The organism is Rhodococcus sp. RCBS9 (assembly GCF_029457415.1).
Lineage (GTDB): Bacteria > Actinomycetota > Actinomycetes > Mycobacteriales > Mycobacteriaceae > Rhodococcus_F > Rhodococcus_F qingshengii.
This window is the reverse complement of record NZ_CP120422.1, coordinates 4,044,784-4,063,527: the sequence shown is the minus strand read 5'-3', so window position 1 is coordinate 4,063,527 and position 18,744 is coordinate 4,044,784. Positions and strand designations below refer to the sequence as shown.

The 18,744-nt window shown below is 64.8% G+C and carries 12 protein-coding genes; 7 read left to right on the top strand and 5 right to left on the bottom strand.

The window, feature by feature from the left end; all coding sequences use genetic code 11:
* Positions 1-115 precede the first annotated feature (115 nt).
* On the top strand, positions 116-691 hold the full coding sequence (locus P0M12_RS19070; protein ID WP_039972689.1) for a hypothetical protein: 576 nt from the start codon (positions 116-118) through the stop codon (positions 689-691).
* Positions 688-1,692 (top strand): TIGR03617 family F420-dependent LLM class oxidoreductase, encoded by a 1,005-nt coding sequence (locus tag P0M12_RS19065; RefSeq protein WP_277376715.1) that lies wholly within the window; start codon positions 688-690, stop codon positions 1,690-1,692. Before P0M12_RS19070 ends, P0M12_RS19065 begins: the two co-directional genes overlap by 4 nt.
* A gap of 19 nt (positions 1,693-1,711) precedes the next feature.
* On the opposite strand, the gene P0M12_RS19060 is transcribed toward P0M12_RS19065, so the two are convergent.
* The 5 genes from P0M12_RS19060 to P0M12_RS19040 form a co-directional block, all read right to left on the bottom strand.
* On the bottom strand, positions 1,712-2,356 hold the full coding sequence (locus tag P0M12_RS19060; RefSeq protein WP_007726694.1) for an NAD(P)H-dependent oxidoreductase: 645 nt from the start codon (positions 2,354-2,356) through the stop codon (positions 1,712-1,714).
* 23 nt (positions 2,357-2,379) lie between these two features.
* Positions 2,380-3,963 carry an MFS transporter gene (locus P0M12_RS19055; protein WP_064074633.1) on the bottom strand — a complete coding sequence of 528 codons (1,584 nt, stop codon included), beginning with the start codon at positions 3,961-3,963 and terminating at the stop codon, positions 2,380-2,382.
* A gap of 104 nt (positions 3,964-4,067) precedes the next feature.
* The gene (locus tag P0M12_RS19050; protein ID WP_042452229.1) at positions 4,068-5,552 is read right to left on the bottom strand and encodes a dynamin family protein; all 1,485 of its coding nucleotides are present in this window, start codon (positions 5,550-5,552) and stop codon (positions 4,068-4,070) included.
* Positions 5,549-7,417 (bottom strand): dynamin family protein, encoded by a 1,869-nt coding sequence (locus P0M12_RS19045; protein WP_070162093.1) that lies wholly within the window; start codon positions 7,415-7,417, stop codon positions 5,549-5,551. Before P0M12_RS19045 ends, P0M12_RS19050 begins: the two co-directional genes overlap by 4 nt.
* A gap of 123 nt (positions 7,418-7,540) precedes the next feature.
* Complete coding sequence (locus P0M12_RS19040; RefSeq protein WP_209907894.1) at positions 7,541-9,838, bottom strand: IniB N-terminal domain-containing protein; 2,298 nt, start codon at positions 9,836-9,838, stop codon at positions 7,541-7,543.
* Positions 9,839-10,173: 335 nt separating this feature from the next.
* Between P0M12_RS19040 and P0M12_RS19035 the strand changes: the two genes are divergently transcribed.
* The 5 genes from P0M12_RS19035 (at position 10,174) to P0M12_RS19015 (ending at position 18,693) form a co-directional block, all read left to right on the top strand.
* On the top strand, positions 10,174-11,895 hold the full coding sequence (locus tag P0M12_RS19035; protein WP_054187121.1) for an Hsp70 family protein: 1,722 nt from the start codon (positions 10,174-10,176) through the stop codon (positions 11,893-11,895).
* Positions 11,896-11,909: 14 nt separating this feature from the next.
* Entirely contained in the window at positions 11,910-14,345 is a 2,436-nt protein-coding gene (locus tag P0M12_RS19030) for a LuxR C-terminal-related transcriptional regulator (protein WP_277376713.1), read from the top strand.
* 111 nt (positions 14,346-14,456) lie between these two features.
* Positions 14,457-15,707, top strand: a complete 1,251-nt coding sequence (locus tag P0M12_RS19025) for a hypothetical protein (protein ID WP_275231803.1) — start codon at positions 14,457-14,459, stop codon at positions 15,705-15,707.
* A 109-nt stretch (positions 15,708-15,816) separates the two neighbouring features.
* Positions 15,817-17,157, top strand: a complete 1,341-nt coding sequence (locus P0M12_RS19020) for a S1 family peptidase (RefSeq protein WP_007726684.1) — start codon at positions 15,817-15,819, stop codon at positions 17,155-17,157.
* 225 nt (positions 17,158-17,382) lie between these two features.
* Positions 17,383-18,693: a S1 family peptidase gene (locus P0M12_RS19015; RefSeq protein WP_007726683.1), complete on the top strand. Its 1,311-nt coding sequence runs from the start codon at positions 17,383-17,385 to the stop codon at positions 18,691-18,693.
* The last annotated feature ends 51 nt before the right edge of the window (positions 18,694-18,744 follow it).

Below are 18,744 nucleotides of genomic sequence, written 5' to 3'. Positions count from 1 at the left end.
AAGCTTGTCGAAATGGTCAACTACAGCCCACGTAGATTTGTTCCCGCCTTCCCCGAAAAGCCGGAAAAGTGCGCCACATCACTTCCGTATCTCTCCGAATGGCTACGATCGGCCGGTGACCGATCCCGACAATTCTCCCGCGCGACCTCCTCGCCCGTCACCTCCACGCCCGGCACCCGAGCGACCCGACGTCTCGGTTCGGCCGCTCCGACCTGCAGCGAGCGACGAGACACCCAAAGCCGTGACATTGTCCACCTCTGCCTGGATCGGCTCGTTCGTCGTCCTGGCCGGAATCGCCGGAGTGGTAGTCACCAGCCTCGACGACGTCCGGTCGGCTCTCGAAGAATCGACTGCGCGCGACAATCCCGGATACTCGTCCACCGACATCTCCGATGCCGTGACCGTCGTACTCGCGGGCAGCGGCGGCGGCGCTCTCGTCCTGGTCCTGCTCGCACTCATGAGCCTTCAACTCCTCCGCGCACGCAAGAACGCCGGGCGGGTGATGACGGCGATCGTGGGAGTCGTGAGCATCGCGGCCGGACTCGGCTTCATGTCTCTGGTCGACGGCGCAGCAGACATCGGCGCCGGAGTTCTGAGATGGGGTCCGATTCTCTACTGCGCCCTGGTCGCGGTGGCGGCGATCGCTCCGTTCGCTCCCGGTGTCAGCACCTGGCTGCGGGGACGCCGATGAAGGTTCACGTACAACTGGACTCCGCGCCGGGCGCGGGCGCTGCTCGTAGCCGTGAACTCGCGGAGACCGGCGCCGGTGGCCTGTTCACGTTCGAGGGACCACACGACGTGTTCTTCCCGCTCGTCGAAGCAGCATCGGCCGTCGACCTCGACCTGATGACCAACGTCGCCATCGCATTCCCCCGCAGTCCCATGCATCTGGCGCATTCGGCCAACGACCTGCAGTTGCTCAGTCGCGGCCACTTTCGACTGGGTCTCGGATCGCAGATCAAACCGCACATCGAAAAACGCTACAGCGCAACGTGGTCGCGTCCGGCGGCCCGCATGAAGGAGACGGTCGCAGCGGTCAAGGCGATCTTCACTGCGTGGGAGAACACCTCGACGCTGAACTTCCGCGGCGAGTTCTTCACCCACACGTTGATGCCTCCGACGTTCGATCCAGGCCCCAACCCCTATGGGCCACCGCCCATCCTGATGGGTGCGCTCGGACCGGTGATGACCAGGACGGCTGCCGAGGTGGCCGACGGACTACTGGTCATGCCGTTCCACACGCAACGTCATTTCCTCGAACGAACACTTCCGGCCGTCGGTGCCGGTCTTCGCGAATCCGGCCGCACCCGAGACGAATTCACGATCATCCCGCAGGTCATCGTCGGCGTCGGCCGCGGCGACGATCAACTTGCCGCGGCCGCCAGAGGCGTCCGAGCCCTGCTCTCTTTCTACGGTTCGACGCCCGCATACCGTCCGGTGCTCGACGTCGAAGGGTGGGGCGAGGTCCAACCGGAACTCAATGCCCTGTCGAAGCGAGGTGGCTACACCGAGATGGCGTCGCTGATCACCGATCCGATGCTGACCACACTCGCCGTCGTCGGCACTCCCGAAGAGTGCGCCACCGAGATTCGGCGGCGGTTCGGCGAACATGCCGACGAAGTGTGCTGCTATTTCCCCGGTTACGACGTAGAACCGTCAGACGTGGCGTCGATGATCGCGTCTCTCACCTGAACCCGGTCGAACTTCTTGATCAGGCCCCCAAGGTACGGGCCAGCTCGGTCAACGATTCCCGGGCAGCACGCAGGCTCGCGTCACCCTGCTCGATCAGAGGTGCCATTGCCGGAATACGTTGCGCCAAAGTCAGTTCCGCGGTGATGACGGAGACATCCATTCCCATCGACACCCCGAGCACCTGAACGAGTGGCGGGACGGTGTGATCGTTGGCCTCGTTTCCCGAGCCCGGCGCATAGGTGTTTCCGCGGCTGGAGACGATCACCACCGGCTTACCTGCCAGAGGCTGAGTACGCGTGTCGAAAGGGACCGTAGTCCCCAGGACGTGTACGTAGTCGATCCACGCCTTCAACGTGGACGGGATCGACCAGTTGTACATCGGCGCACCGATCACGACGACGTCTGCAGCGGTAAGTTGCTCGATGACCCGAGCCTGGAGTGCTTCCGCGGCGGGATCCGGAATCTCGCCCTCGACTCGCAAGCGTGGTGCATAGTGCAGGGCCGCGTCCGCGAGGTGCGGCAAGGGATCCCGGTGCAGGTCCAACGTCACCGTCGTGTGATCCGGACTGTTCTTCGACCACTGCTGAGCGAACAGTGCGGTCAGATCACGTGAGGTCGAGTGGTGGAGTTCGGCGGACGAATCGATGTGAAGTAGCTGTGGCATCCCTCATCACTACCAGAGCGCGCTCAACTCTTCTCCGCGGCTAGATCGGATTCCGCCGCGTACTGCGCCAGCAGGACTCGTTCGCGCTCGCGACGCGGATAGAAGAACGTCACCACCGCGGCACCGGCACACACGATGATGATCGCCGCGATGTAGGCGTTTGTATCCCCGTCCAGGAAGGCGTTTTTGGCGGCGGTCATGATTTGCTCCGCGTATTGCGGGTAGCGTTCCGCGAGAACTTCGGCGCTGGAGAAGGATTTGGTGAGCGCGGCCTGAGTTTCGGGAGTCACTTCGGATGCGTTCGGCGAGGACGAGATCGCATTTCCCAACGATTTTGCGTACCCGGCCGTGAGTATTCCGCCGAGAATCGACTGCATGATGGCGCCGCCCAGGTCGCGTTGCAGGTCCGAGGTTCCCGACGCCATACCAGCGCGGTGCACGGGAACGGATCCGGTCAGCGAACGCGATGCCGGTGTGCCGGCCAGACCGACGCCGATGCCGACAAGCGCATAGGCCAGCGCGACCTGCCAATACTGTGTGCTTTCGTTCCACAGGAACAGCGCGACGAACAACCCGAGAACCACGAACAGGTAGCCGGCGAGCAGCGTGACGCGGGCGCCGTACCTTTCGATCATGGTCGCCGAGCGCGGCGCAACGATCACCATCGCCAGCGCAGCCGGAATGATCGCCGCACCGGCTGCCAGCGTCGAGTACCCGAGGACGTTCTGCAGGAACTGCTGGCCGATGAACATCGCGCCCATGAGCGAACCGAACACGACCAACCCACCCACCGCCGCGACCCAGAAGGTCGGGCGCGCAGCTACGTGAAGATCGAACAGCGGATTGGCCGCGCGTCGCTGTTGCAGGAAGAACCCGATACCCGCGACAACTGCTATCGCCCCGAGCACCAGAGCCAACGTGCCCGAACCCTTCACCGGCGCAAAGTTGATGGACAACACCAGAGCCCCGATGAAGACGATCGACACTATGCCGCCGAGGTGATCGACTCGCTCGGTCGTCTCGTTGACGTGAGCGGGAACCAACACCAGGGAACAGATCAGTGCCACAAGGGCCAAGGGAAGGGTGACGAAGAAGACCGAACCCCAGTGAAACTGCTCGAGCAGCGCCCCCGAGACGATCGGACCGAGTGCTGAAATCGCGCCACCGATTGCCGACCACATGGCAATCGCCTTGGTTCGTGCCGGTCCGGCCCACAACGCCGTGATGATTGCCAGCGTGGTCGGGAACGCCAGACCTGCCGAGACGCCTCCGACTATCCGAGCGAGGAACAGCACTTCGAAGTTCCCGGCGAATCCCGCCACGATCGACGCCGGAATGGACAGCGCCATGCCGGTGACCAGCAACATCTTGCGGCCGTATCGGTCTCCCAAGGCCCCCAGGTAGAGCACCGTTCCGGCCAGGCCCAGCGAGTAGCCGACCGCGATCAGGTTCAGTTGCGTCTGACTGGCGTCGAAAGCCCGCCCGATATCGGGCAAAGCGACATTCGCGACCGAGAGATTGAGGTTCGCGACCGCAGCGACCAGGATGAGCGTCCCCAGGACGAGGGTGGCTCGATCCGGTGAAGCGGACTTGATGTCACTCGCCATGCGCGTGCTCCCATCGAGGTGGGACCCGAACCTGGGAGTTATGTCCGGATCATCCCGAACTCAAGATAGAACCCTCGTCCGGCGCTCGCATAGTGAACGGGTCCCTATTCGGGCACAATTTCAGCCAGGACGCCCTCGGCGCTGCGGGCGGCGACCAGGCAGGCGCGCGAGGTGAACCTGTCGAAGAGCGGATGTCTGGACAACTCGCGCCATCTGCGGACAGCCGCCGTGGCCCGCGCACGCTGCACCTCCGGCGATTCTTCCGGTTCGCAGCCCAACCGGTCACTGGCCCGGATTCCGTAGCCGCCGATCAGTCTTTGCAGTTGCGCCAGGTCGTCGGGTGGCAGATCCGTGTGTACCGAACGAAGACGCCCGAGCAGGCGAAGTTCGTGAAAGCCGTGAACATCGGCAAGCAACCGTTGCGCCTCCGCCGCGATCTGATCGCCTTCCTCGCTCGGATCGGCTTCGAGGATTCTTCCCAGCGTCACCAGCGCCGTGTGCGATTTGAGCTGATCTGCCCGCTGCCCGAATTGAACGTCGATCACCTGACGCAGTTCGTCCAGGCCGCTGCGCTCCAACAATTCGGCCGCCAGGGACGGTGAATCAGTGGCCCCCAACTTGATCGACGTCACGGCGAGGCGAATTCCGAAGAGCCCGAACCGATCGGCCAATTGCGCCCGCATGGCCGCATCGACCGGCAGCGGACTGTCCTGCCTGGCAAAGCGATCCGCGGAGAGGAGCGCAAGGCTCAGATCCTCGGCCGGAACCTGCGCGAGCGCCGAGAAGGCCGCGAACTCGCTCTGCCTCATCGTCCGAGCAGCGAGCGCGAGCAGACCTGCCACCGGAACCACCGACTGGCACAGGCCGGTTCGCTCCAACTCCTCGGCAAATCGCGCCGCGACGTCCTTCGCCGAAGACAACGCGTCGAGCCTGCCTGCGCCGACCTCATCGGCACGCGAGAGAACTCCGATCACTCCGAGTGGCCCGGATTCTCCGCCCACGTGATCCGCGATCTTCCCGAGGAACTGCATGTCACTGGCGTTGAGAGCCCGCAAGAGGTAGACCACTGCATCCGCGCCCGGTGCCTCACCGTCGGGAACGAGCATGTCCCAGGTGCGGGCCGAGACCTCGGTCGAGAGCGACGAGGTGCCCGGTGTGTCGATGATCGTCGTACGAGCCAATGCCGAAGACGGCCAGTCGACGTCGATGCGGTCCACCGAGTCTGCGGTGTACTCGCCCAGATCGAACGTGAGCCTGCCGTCGCGGCGCGTCACCGGCACGTTGAACTCGGCACCGTTCTCGGCCGTCGCGGTCACCTGCGGCGTCGTCCCGTTCCGATACCAGGTGACGACGCGTGTGCATTCCGTCGCGTCGGTAGGCGCTATATCCTGTCCGACAAGCGAATTGAGCAGCGTCGACTTACCCGCTTTGAGGGAGCCGGCGAGCGCCACCCGGAGTGGCTCGTCGAGCCTGGCCGCACATTCTTCCAACTGGGCGCGCGTCTGCGGCTGATCGGCGTAGGCACGTCTGGCGTGGTCGATCAGGGCGTGTGCCGACTCCACTGCGGTCACGGTGGTCGTGGCATTCATGCGTTGGTCACCTTTGCCGAGGCAGGAGCGGGAGTTTCGCCGATCAGCGTTCCGGCAACGGCGTCGAGCTCCGCGACGACGCGCATGTCGGTCTCCAGACGCTTGATCCGAGCGGCATGTTCACTCGACTCCAACTGCGCGGCTTCCTGAGTGGCGCGGAGGGATTCGTTGATCGAGCGCAACGCCTGCTCGGCGATGTCGGTGAAGTGATCACGCAACAGCCGCTGCACCAGGCGTAGGCGATCCTTCGACTCCTTGCCCACCTGGAAGCTGACGTCGTCGGCAAACCGTCGGATGGCCGCTTTCGCCTCAGCGCGACGCTTGAGCACCTGAGCCTGCTTGTCTTCACGATAAGCCTTGGTGCCCAGCAGAACCCCGGCGCCGATGGAGATCGGGTTGACCAGAGCCATGCCCATCATCGTGGTGATCAAGCCGAACATGAGCACGCCGCCGTACGAGCCGCGCATGCCGACCAGGACTTTCTGAGTGATGCCGATTCGGCCGGATTCGAGGTCCGCCAATGCACCGACCGGTTCCAGGAAACCGTCGGTGTCGGCGACGTCGAGATGCGGGAGCGCGACGTCACCGGTCTCCGCAAAGTGCTGCGCCACAACTTCTGCCAGCCACTGTGCGCGATCATGCGCCCACACGAAGTTGTCACCGATCGCGGTGGCGATCTCCTGTTCGAGCCACTCCCCCACGACGTCCCAGTCCTTACCGGGATCGCCTTCGTCGACCGTCTCCTCGGCCTGGCGGGTCACCCGGCGCAACCGGTCCCGGAGGTCGTGATCGATGTCGGCGGCGAGGTCTGCGATGCCGTCACCGAGGCTCTGCTGCCACAGTGAGGTCTTCTTGTGCAGTTCCTCGGCCGCTGCCCGGGCACGCTGCAGTCCCGCGACCGCTGCCTGAGCGGTCGACGGATCCTTCAGCGCCGCAAGCTCACTGCCCATCTCCAACGTCAGATGCGCTGCCGCAGAACGCACATCCATCGCAACTGCGCGTCGAGTATTCGATTCGGCACGCGCAACGACGTTGTCCCGCAAGAACTGATAGAGGTCCAAAAATCCGGATTCCGCTTCGAGGTCCTTGTCCCCCAGCCTCAGCGCGTGCGAGCGCAGTACCGAGGAGATCGGAATGAGCGGCAGATCCAACCCGGCACGCTGGAGATGTCCGCGATCGGCGTCGAGGATCTGCCGCCAGTGCGGGTACAGATCGGTCTTGCTGATCAGCCCGGCTACCGCAGGACACAGATTGACGACCTGGCGGATGAATCCCAGCTCCGGTTCGGTGAACTCCTGGCTGGAGTCCGACAGAACCAACACTGCATCGGCCGCAGTGATCAATCCCAATGTTCCTGCAGCATGAGGATTTCCATGACCGCCGACACCAGGGGTGTCGATCAGAACCAAACCGTCGGCCAACAGCGGACTGGGAACACCCACTTCCACACGCAGAACCTCACGCCCTTCGGCGCGAGGCGTGGCCGGGGTGATCCCCATCAGTTCCTCGAGCGGGAGGGGCACCCGAATGGGCGCCGCACCCGGATCGGCGAGAATCAGTTCGGCGACCGCGGTCTCCGCGTACTGAACTACCGTCGCCACGGCCGTGGTCTCGTCGTCACCGACCGAGCACACGTCGATGCCTAGCAGAGAATTGACGAACTGGCTCTTGCCCTGCTTGAGGGGTCCGACCACCACGATGCGAATACGCGGGTCGTTGACTCTCACCTGAGCGTTCTCGAGTCGGCGCACCAGATCCGTGCGCCCGAAATCCTTCGCCACGACGGCTGTTCGTTCGAGCAACGACGCCGTCGACGACGCGACGCGCGCCTTCCGGCTGCTTACCTGACTCGCTGAATCACTCATGAGCTACGTTGACCCGCAATTCTTCCCGACTCGAATATCCGGCCCTGCGAACGCATAGCGCACGCAGGGCCGGATTTGTTACATCAGGTCATTTTGACCGATTTCAGTTCCTGCGTCAGCAGATCAGGGATGCAGGTGATCGACAACCGCAACCGGGTCGATGTGATCGACCGGCGCTGCAACCGAATCCTCGGCGAAGAGCGAGTGTTCGGTATCGGCGCTCAGACCCGAAGTGGAACCCGAACCGAAAGCATCGGTCGCATCGATCGACGACCACGGGTTCAGCGCACCGGTCAACGAACTCGTCAGGTCGGACACTCCGCTCACTGCTCCACCGAGGGATCCGCCCAGGTCAGCGACTCCGCCGCCGCCAACGGTACCGCCGCCGTCGACTGTGCCACCGGCAGCTGCGGCTGCGTCGGCACCGATCGAACCCGTCACGTCGGTGACTGCTCCGACAGCCCCGCCGAGCGATCCACCGAGATCGGTGATGCCGTTCAGTGCTCCGCCGAGCGACCCACCCAAACCGGCCGCAGCGTTCGTGGCCGCGTCGAGACCTGCTGTTGCGTCGAGACCTGCTGTTGCGTCCAGCGCGCCGCCCACAGTTGCTCCGAGGTCGCCGGTCACACCGCCGAGGTTCAGGCCTTCTGCCGCGATGCTTCCGAGGTCGACGGAAGGCAGTTCAGCGGAGATCGGGCCGAGGTTCACAGCGCCGAGGTCGACGGAGGGCAGGTCGGCACCGATCGAACCGGTGTCGATTCCGCCGAGGTTCAGTGCCGTGTCCAGCGCTCCACCGAGTGCACCTTCGGCACCGAGAACGCTGTCGAGAGAGCCCCCCAGCCCGAGGCCCGCGCCCAGCGCACCGTCCAGCGCGCCGGTCAGGTCCGTGCCCACGGAACCGACAGCACCCAAGCCGCCTGCACCTGCGAGGGCGGTGTCGAGAGCCGCAGCGACACCGGCTGCCAAGCCTGCTTCACCGCCCAGACCGAGTGCACCACCGAGGTCGATTCCGGTAAGTCCGCCTGCGCCCAGCGCTGCGTCGAGAGCGCCGCCGAGACCGCCCGCGAGCCCGGCATCGACGCCGAGTGCCGAACCGAGAACACCCTCGAGGGCCGTCGACAGATTCGCGCCTCCGCCCAGAGCTGCCGCGAGGTCTGCGCCGAGACCACCTTCGAGGTCGAGTGCTCCCCCGAGCAGTCCACCGAGTGCGCCACCCAGGTCGGCTCCGACCGTTCCGCCGGCACCGAGGGCGCCGGAGAGTGCCGCGCTGAGCTGCGCGCCGAGGTCTGCGCCGCCGCCGAGTACGGCGTCGAGGTCGAGTCCGCCGCCGAGACCCAGTGCTGCGTCGAGTGCGCCGCCCAATGCAGTTTCCAGACCGCCGCCGACGCCGAGTGCTCCGCCGAGGGCGCCACTCAGGGCAGCACCGAGATCGAGGCCGCCCGCGATATCGGTGAGAACGCTGACATCCGTGATCGCGCCGAGGACGCCACCGAGCGATGCACCCAGATCGGCGCCAATCGTGCCGCCGGCTCCCAGGACGCCCGAGAGCGCGCCGGACAATGCCGTGCTGAGGTCGCCTGTCAGAGCGCCGGCAAGATCCAGGCCGCCGCCGAGTGCAAGAGCGGATTCCAGTGCGCCGGTCAGGCTCGCGCCCAGTTCGCCGCCGATGTCAAGGAGACCGCTGAGGTCTGCTGCGCCGCCGAGGAGTCCACCGAGAGCCAGGCCGAGATCGGCTCCGAGGTCACCACCGATGGCGAATACGGGTGCGAGAGCTCCGCTGAGCCCTGCCGTCAGGTCGAGTCCGCCGACTGCGCCGATCGCGGCGTCGAGGGCTGCTCCCAGCTCCGCAGTCAGGCCGCCGGTCACACCGAGGGCGCCGCCCAGAGCCGCGCTGAGCTGTGCGCCCAGATCGAGAGCTCCTTCGAGATCGAGTGCGCCGCCCAAACCGAGACCGGCTTCGATCACAGCGCCGAAGGCTGCGCCGAGTTCGGCACTGATCTCGCCACCGATGGCAAGCGCAGCGCTGAGGGCTGCTGCGAAGTCGCCGACCAGGTCGAACTGGCCGCCGAGGGCGCCTCCGACTCCGATTCCTGCACCTGCGCCGAGACCCAGGCTGCCGCCGAGGCCACCACCGAGACCACCGGTGAGTCCACCACCGAGACCACCGCCGAGTCCGAGACCGCCGCCGATTGCACCGGCAGCGGACGCACCGGCGTTGACGATCGCGGACAGGTCGGCGCCGCCACCGGCAAAGAGTCCGGACTCGGCGACCAGCGGAGCGACCGCGACGATGTCGGCGGGGCTGACGTCGCACAGACCGGCAGCATCGAGTGCCGCGGTCGGGTTGGCGCAGTAGTTGGCAGCTGCCTCGTCGTCACGAAGTAGCCCGAGGATGAATTCGAGTACGGCGTTCGTTGCCATGGCGGGTTCTCCTGAAGTTCGTTGACCGGGTTGTTGCCGGTGGGTAGTTGCCGGTGGTCCGGAAACTGGTGCGCTGCCAGAGGTAGCGAGTGGAATCAACGCTAAGAACTTTTGCGACTGGGGCCAACGGGGAGCACCCCCCTCTTCTCCAGGGACAGGTGGGGAAGCCCCCCATTGGGCTACGCCCGGTCGGAATAGGGGATTTGCCCCGATTAGGGGATCGGTCCCCTACTTCGTCGCGACGCCTCCGATCCGGTAACGATCTAGGTCCTGAAACCGACATCGCAGACAACCGCGACAGTCCTTCTGTCGCCCACGACCAGGGGAGTTCGTTCATGGCGGCAGGGCTCGGCATCAGCATCGGTTCGGCCACTCTCGTAGCTGTCACCGACGGCTCGACCGGTGAAACGCAACAGGTCCGCTTACCCAGTGCGCTGCAATTGGACGACGGATCCGTCATCACCGGATTTGTCGAGCGCGTCGGGGACCCGATTCCGATACTTGCCGCCGACGGTACCGAGTACCGCGGCGAGGCTCTCGCGGCGACAGCGGTCGGCGCACTGGTAGACCAGGCAGGCGGTAACGAAGGGCCAACTGTCGTCCTGGCTCACCCGGTGGGGTGGAACCGCCACACGGCACGCACCATGGAGTCCGCTCTGGACGACGTCGGAATTCACGGGGCGACTCTCGTCGCCGAACCCGCAGCCGTCATGGCGTGGCTCGCCGCTTCCGGAACTGTCGTCAGCGACGGTCTGACCGTCGTCTACGACCTCGGTGCTCGCTCGCTCGACGTCACGATGATGTCCACGACCGACGGACGAAGCGAGATCTTCGGTAAGCCGCTGCGCAGCGAGGACATCGGCGGCGACGAATTCGATCACCTCGTCACCGTTCACCTGCTCGATGCGGTTTCCGACCAGTTCGCAACCCTTGATCCCTTTGCACCCGAGACGATTGCAGCGCTGGAAACTCTGCGCGAGCATGCCCGCGCAGCCAAGGAGGAACTTTCCACCGAGACGGAAACCGTTGCCCGCGTGGCGCTTCCCGGTGCCGTCAGCGACGTTCGACTCGTTCGTTCCGAACTCGAAGATCTGATCCGGCCCGCCCTCACCGAATCGGTGGCATTGGTTCGCGAAAGCCTGCGATCTGCCGGCGTCGAGTCCAGTGACGTCAATCAGGTTGTCCTGGCCGGCGGAAGCTCGTCCATTCCCCTTGTCGCCGAACTACTGTCCGCGGAGCTTCGTGTCCCGGTGATCGCCGACGCCGATCCAGCGTCGTGCGCGGCGTCCGGCGCCGCGGCCCTCGCACTCGACGCCAGAGACTCGCAAGTACCGGCCGCCGCCACTGCAGTGATTCCCGCCGAGCCGTCTCGCAAGCCCGCACCAGTTCCCGCCTTCTCCACTCCGTTGCTTGCCGAGCCGACCGAAGAAGAGAACACGGCGACTCGACGCTCGTCGAGGGTCGGCGTCGTTGCTGCAGTGGTGGGAGCATTCATCGTGCTCGCCGCAGGCGGGCTCGGAATCGGAACTGCCATGGACAAGATCAACGTTCCGTCCAGTTCGGCGAACACCACCAGCGAGTCCACCTCCTCGACCGCTTCGACCACCGCGGGCTCTACTCCCGGCAGCACCACGGCAGCGGAAGCGGCAGGCACCGGATCCACGACTGCGAACAACGGCACTCAAAGCAATCAGCCCGGTTCTCCTGCTGCCGCAGGCGGCTCGACGACGGCGCCGGGGGCAGTTCCGGTTGCCGGCGCACCGGCGGGATCCTCGCCCGCACCGGGCGAGACCGCTCCGTCGGCGCCTGCACCTGCCGCACCCGGCGCCCCGGCGCCCGCACCTGCTCCCGCCCCGGCACCAGCACCCGCGCCTGGAGCCGGCGTCGGGACCGGTGTCGGTGACGCTGCGACCGGCATCGGAAACGGAGTCGGCGGTCTGGTCGACGGTGTCGGCAACGGAGTCGGCGGCGTGGTCGGAGGTCTCGGTAACGTCGTCGGTGGTGTCGGAAACGTGGTCGGTGGTGTCGTCGGCGGCGTCACCGCACCGATCCGCTGACCGGCGGTCTTTCGATGAACCGTGACAACGGCACCGAATCGTCGTTCATCGCAGGACTTTTGCGCGACGTCGACCTGACTGCATCGCCACTGCGCCTATTCGTCACCGGGACCGATGCCAGCGCTCGGCCCCAAGTGACGAGGGTTGTACGGAAGCGAATCGAATCGGGTGACAAGCCCGTGGTCACCGCAGTCACGCATGACGTCCCCGCCGACGCGATTGTGGTGATCGCGGACGCGCAAGCTCTGACCTCCGATGAAATCCGTGCCCTGAAAGAGCTTGTCCAACGTGACGACCTCGGAGTTGTCGTAGCCTCCGATCGGATCGATCCACCACTCGCACCGATCTACTCGAACATCTCGAGTTTCGGCACCGTGTTGCATCTGAACCCGTTGAACCGAAACGATATTCGGAAGATCGCGGCCGAGCGAAGAGTCCCGCTCGACGACCGCGCCGTGGTGGCGCTCGAGCATCTGTCCGGTGGTTCCTTCGGGGCGATCGAAGCGTACTTCGCCGCCGCCTCGGCAGGCCGCCTGGAAATGCCGAACGCCATACGCACACACATCCTCCACCAGGTCACCGCTCTGCATCCGATCGAGCGCGAGATCCTCGAAGTTTCACTCGCCGTCCCGGACATCGACGCCTTCGAGCTCGATCTGGGACAGGAGAAGTTCAGCCTCACAGCTGCATTCGACCGGGCACTGGCGACCGGACTGTTCGGTTCGCGATCACCACTCGTCGCGAGCGTGCTCGCCGAGTCGACGAGCACCGGGCGTATCCGCAGCGAGCTGATCAGAATCGTCGCATCACGCGCACACACGAGAACCCTCGATATCGACACAGCACGAAGACTTTTCGACTCCGGAATCCGCCACCGCGATCTCACGGGTGTACTACGAGACGCCGTCGAGGCGAGCACGCCGGCGGTCGCGGCAGATCTCTTTCGCCGCGTGAATTCGATCGAGCCTCTCGGCGTGGCCGACACGCTGCTGTACGCCCAGGTCTCGGCTCGCAGTGGTGACCTCGACACTGCCTGCCGTCTGGCCGATTCCGTCATCGCCGCACCCGATCTCGACGACGCGAGATTGGCTGCGGCGGTGCGAATCCGCGCAGCTTCGTCCGCAGCATGCGGCCAACTCGGCGCCGCTGCAGATCTCTACACCTGGCTGGGGCCAGGGCGCACCGGAAACGAATCCCCCTTCGCCGCAATCACTTTCCTCGGCATCGGCAAGGTCGATGACGCGAACGCGGCGCTCACCGGACACACCGGATCACCGTCGAGCTCGACGGTCGGCGCTACCACACTGGCCAACGGACTGATGCAATCGGTCACCGGGAGCGCACCGAGTGCGCTCAACACGATGTCGCGCGCACTCTCGCTCCCCGGCGGAGCCGACACATCTGAATTCCAGCCTGATTCCGCCCCGGCGCTGGTAGCTCTTGCACTCCTGCACAACGGTGCCCATGAACGGGCCGCCGCTGTCGTCACGGCCGCGATCGCCGCCGACGACGCAAGCAGCCACACGTGGGCGCGACTTCACCTTCTCGGCGCCTGGATCGCGATGGTCCGCGGGCAGGACGCGATTCTCGAAGACCTACCGCAGGAGGTAGTCCGCGGCCCCCTCCGTGAGCGTGACGCACTGTTTCTGCATGCTCTGATCGTGGGTCTTGCTCGGCGTTCCGGCGATCTCGCCCAGCTGCGTCGAGCTTGGTCGGGCGCGGCAGGCACCCTCTCGTCCTGCAGCGTTGATCTGTTCGATCTGCTTCCCATCGGCGAACTGTGGCTTGCGGCAGTACGGCTCGAGGAGACCGAGCAGGTCGAGCATCTCGTCGACGACGCGCGCTCCCTCCTCCGCGCGCTCGGCGAGCCGCCGCTGTGGTCGTCGCCGCTGCATTGGTACGGCGTCCAGGCGTCGATCCTCTCGCAGTCGCCGGCCGATCTCCTCCCACACGCCCATACACTCGCCGAATCAGCCAAAACTCACACTTACGCAGCCGGTTTGGCGACCGCCGGACGCCAGTGGCTCCTACTCATGCAAGGCAACGTCGACGCAGACGATGTCGAAGCCGCCGCACGAACGCTCAGTCGGATCGGACTCCCGTGGGACGCCGCTCGCCTTGCCGGCGAAGCAGCGCTGCGCACCCCGGACACCAAATCGGCCACGGCACTGCTCCACGTTGCGCGCTCGCTACGCACAACGTCGACGGCCGAGACGAATGCAACCGATACCACCACAAGTGCGGCGCCACCGTCGGTGTTGACCGAGCGCGAACAAGAAGTTGCCGAACTCGTCGTCGTCGGACTGACGTATCGGGAAATCGGCGAACGCCTCTACATCTCCGCTAAAACCGTCGAGCACCATGTCGCACGCATCAAGCGGCGTGTCGGGGCGCAGTCTCGTTCGGAACTGCTCACCATCCTTCGCAGCATGACACCGTCGAACAAGTAGTTAGCTGCATATTGTCCAGAGGGTTGCGTATATCCGTTTAAGTGATAGTTTTCACAGGAATCAGGACATGCCTGCCGAGCAAAGTTCGGTAACTGTGAAACGGGGATCGCTATGAAGTGGGGAGTCGGACTCGCCGTCGGCAACAAACGAAGCATTGCTGCGATCGCGAGACCTGACTCGGAGCTGGTGACCCTCGAACGCGAATCGGTTCTGCACCACGCCCCCGACGGCACCGTGCAACTAGGCGGAACCGCGGCGGGGTCCACCGGGTTGCGCGGGTTCCTCGACAGGGTCGGCACCGACGATACTGACAACTTCTCCGAGCACATGACGCGAGGGGAGGAACTGGTAGCGACAGCAATGTATTGCCTGGTCAAGGAAGTCCGAACACTCACCGATCAGAACCTGAACATCTCTGCGGTGATCCCCGCGGGTTGGTCGAGCGATTCCGTCGACGTACTGCGCGGCGCACTCGACAGCATGAATCTCGACGGCGTCGAACTGATTTCAGAAGATGAAGCCTCTGCGGCTTGGCTCGCGGATCCGGACGCCGACGACCGTGCTGCTCGCGGAGCCGCAGCGTTGGCCGCACCCTTCTCGATCACCTCTACCTGTCCCGAACCCCAGCCAACCGATTTTGCCGAGCCAGAGGACACCCCCGAAGAGTTTCCGCCGTTCGTTCTGATCGAACCGGAGCCGGAATCCGGCGTGGAGGCACCGGTCACGAAAGAACCGAGCATCGACGGTTGGCTGAATCGCCAGTGGCGGTCGGAGCGCCGACCGATCATCGCCGCAGCAGCCGCCGCAGTCTTTCTGACCGTGTCGGGTTGCGCGGCCGCGGTCATCATCGGACACACTCCGACCATTTCAGCACCCAGGATTCTCGACGCACAATCTTCCCTGTCCCCCGGGACGGACACAGCTGCCACCTCGACGAGTTCATCCGGGACAGGCACGCAATCAGCGACCTCACCCCCACCGGAAGTACCCGCTCTCGGCGCGCAGCCGACGGCGCAGTCGTGGGCATCCGAAGCGGAATCGACCTCATCCGAATCCCAGCCCATTCCGGTGAGTCCGGGCACCGGTACAGAGAAATCCACTACGGCGAACGTCCCCGCGCAACAGGGATCGCCGATCACCATCCAGATCGATCCCCTTCGGATCGAGAACCTGCCGCCGGTCGTCGGACCGCTGGATCCGGTCGATCCGGATACCCCGGACACTCCCGCCGTGACCGCCCCCACTGATACACAGACAACGCCGACGCAGCCGTCCAACCCGACCGACACAACCGATCCGGTGGTTCCGAATCCCGACATGCCCGTCATGCCATTGGCCCCGAGACCCGGAATGCCAAGTTAGACAGAATAATTCGACTTGCCGACAATAGGCACATATTCCTCGTCGAAACTTTTCCCCTATGGTGGGTGCGGTACCTACCGGCTCGGTGCCGGGGACTTGAAGGGATTTCATGCGTAACTCGTTGGCGATCCGCACCGCTGTGGTCGGCGCCTCGGCACTACTGCTCGCAGCTCCATTCACCACGACGGCATCGGCAGAGCCCGCCTCCGACACGCATGTCGAACAGCTCGGGGCAGATCAGCTTCCGGCTGAGCTGATCGAAGCGATCACACGCGATCTGAAGATCTCCCCACAGGAGTATCTGGACCGCGCTGCCAAAGCTCAGGAACTCGGTGCATACGCCCAGGAATTCAAGTCCGCGCGCCCTGGCGACTACGCCGGCTCGTGGATGGGACTCGACGGTCAACCCGTCGTAGCCGTCACCACCACCGAAGCTGCACGCATCGCGGCCGACGACGGTTACCGCACGCACGTCGCCCCCGTCTCCGCCGACACCCTCGAGAAGACGCTGGCCGACGTCAACGGATGGATTGCCGGGCTGCCCAAGGAAATCTCACGCGCAGTCAATTCGGCGACTATCGACGTCCTGAACAACCAGGTCGTCATCGACGTCGCGAACAGCCCCGTCGGGCAGGCGCTCAATCTTCCGACCCTGCTCGAGAACACCAAGATCGTTCTCAGCCCGGACGGTGGCGGATCGGTTGATCCCGGAGCACTCGGCGGCGACACCTACATCACGTCGACAGGCCCCATTCGCGAGACACCGACCGAGAACATCTCGGTCTGCTCGTTCGGGTTCAACGCCGTCGACGATCAGAACAATGCTCTCAATATCAGTGCCGGACACTGCAATCCGGCCGAGGGTTCGAAGTCGCCCGTCTACCTGCCGAATCACGCGAACGTCGACGACAGTCAGTTGATCGGAGCATTCTCACAGTCTTCCGTCGGCAACAACGCCGGCGATCTCGATTACTCGGTCATCAAGTTCGACCAGTCCGGCATCGACGCGGGCCTCGACCGTGCTGCCGTCCGCGGTGCCAACGGGACCACCCTCGCGATCACCGGAACAGCACGTCCCGTGATCGGCGCTCCCATCTGCAAGTCCGGCCAGACGTCGTCCTTCACCTGTGGTGTCGTGGCAGCCGATCGCGTCGAAACTCAACTGGTCATGGCGGACGGTGATTCACGAACCGTTCGCGGATTCGCCGGCACCGCGTGCACCCTCGCCGGGGACAGTGGCGGCGCCATCGTCTCCGGAACCTTGGCTCTGGGCATCACCAGCGGCTCCAACAGCAGCGGAGCACCCAGTTGCAACGAAGCGAACCTGGTACTGGCGACCTCCGGTGGAACCTCGAATCTGGGTATTCCGGTCGGAGACATCCTCGACGCGGCGGATCGCGCTTCCGGTGGCGGTGTCGGTGCCGGAATCCGCGTCCGCACTGCAGGTTGACCAACCACTGATTCACGCACTGTGCCCGCCGATCCGTTTCGCGATCGGCGGGCACAGTGCTGTTGTCGGTCGGGGTCAGCGCTGTCTGCTCATGTAACGGGTGGGAATAGCGCGTTCGAACCCATATAGTCATGGTCGACTGTGATCGGCTCACCACAAGTCCGTGAGCCGTATCCGTGTGCTCCCAGGGGGGTGGTACGCGGTCAACGAAGTGGAAAGGCCCACATGCGAAGCTCCATCGCACGTCGCGCCGCAGTGTTCGGTTCGGCCGCGCTGCTGCTCCTCGGACCGATCACCGCGGTCGCGAACGCAGAACCGAACGAATCCGGGGTATCCGATCAGGCAGCCCATCTGCCCGTCGAACTCGCCGAAGCCCTACAGCACGACTTGGCGCTGACGCCCGACCAGTTCGTCTCGCGTTCCGAACTCGCGCAGAAGCTCGCGGAGTTCGCCGCCATCGCGCGCGTCCAGTTTCCCGACTCTTTTGCCGGAGTGTGGCTCGACGACCTCGGTAAGGGCGTAGTCGCTCTCGCTGACGGTCGAGACAAGGATGCTGCCCGCGAGGCCGCCGAGAAGGCCGGTTTCGAGGTCAAGGACGTCGCGCAGAGCGAGCAGGCTCTGCAAAGTCAACTCTCGGCACTCAACACCTGGCTCGATTCGCAGCCTGCCGAGGTCGCAGACCTCGTGCGTGGCATTGCCGTCGACGTCGTCGGCAACGGAGTCGCCCTCACCGCCGATCCTGCCGCCGGCATCGAATTGCCTGAGTTCCTGAAGCGGACCGTCGTCCATACCGCTGCTCCGCTACTGGTTCCCCCGATCGTCGCGGACCTCATCCCCGCAACCGGATCCGCAACCGGCGACGCCGCACTGGGCGGAGACGCCTTCGGCGCAACCTCCGGTAACACTGGACTGCGTTGTTCGTTCGGCTTCAACGGCACCGACGGTTCAGGGCGCACGGTCAACATCAGCGCCGGTCACTGTGATCCCAATCGCGCCGCTGCCGGCACCTCGAACTCCAGCCAGGTCTTCCCGATGGTGAACAACCAGACCGGGCCCCGCGTCGGGTACTTCGCCAAGAGCAGCTTCGACGGGCGCGACTACTCGATCATCAACATCGACGACAACGCGAAGTACCGCTTCGAGAACAACAGCGTGCGGGTCCCGTTCAACCGCTCGGTCAACATCACCGGTACCGCCGATCCTGTCGTGGGCGCCCCGGTCTGCAAGGCAGGATCGACCACGGGCTTCAGCTGCGGCGTCGTCACCGGCGTCAACCGCGTCGCAAAGGTTTTGGATCACACCCTCGACAACGGCTTCACCACCAACATCTGCGTCCTGCAGGGTGACAGCGGTGGCCCGATCGTCTCCGGAACATTGGCAGTGGGCATCACGAGTGCGTCCAACGTCGCCACCTCTCCCCTGTGCGAGATCGCTCAGGCAGAGACACTGTTCGGGCAAGAAGCCCCGACCCAGTACGCGACGCCGATCAACGACATCCTCGCCGCCAACCCAGGCCTGAAGGTTCGCGACTACTGATCACACGCATTCCTCGAGACAGCAAAACGGGCGCCACACCTTCTGAAGGTG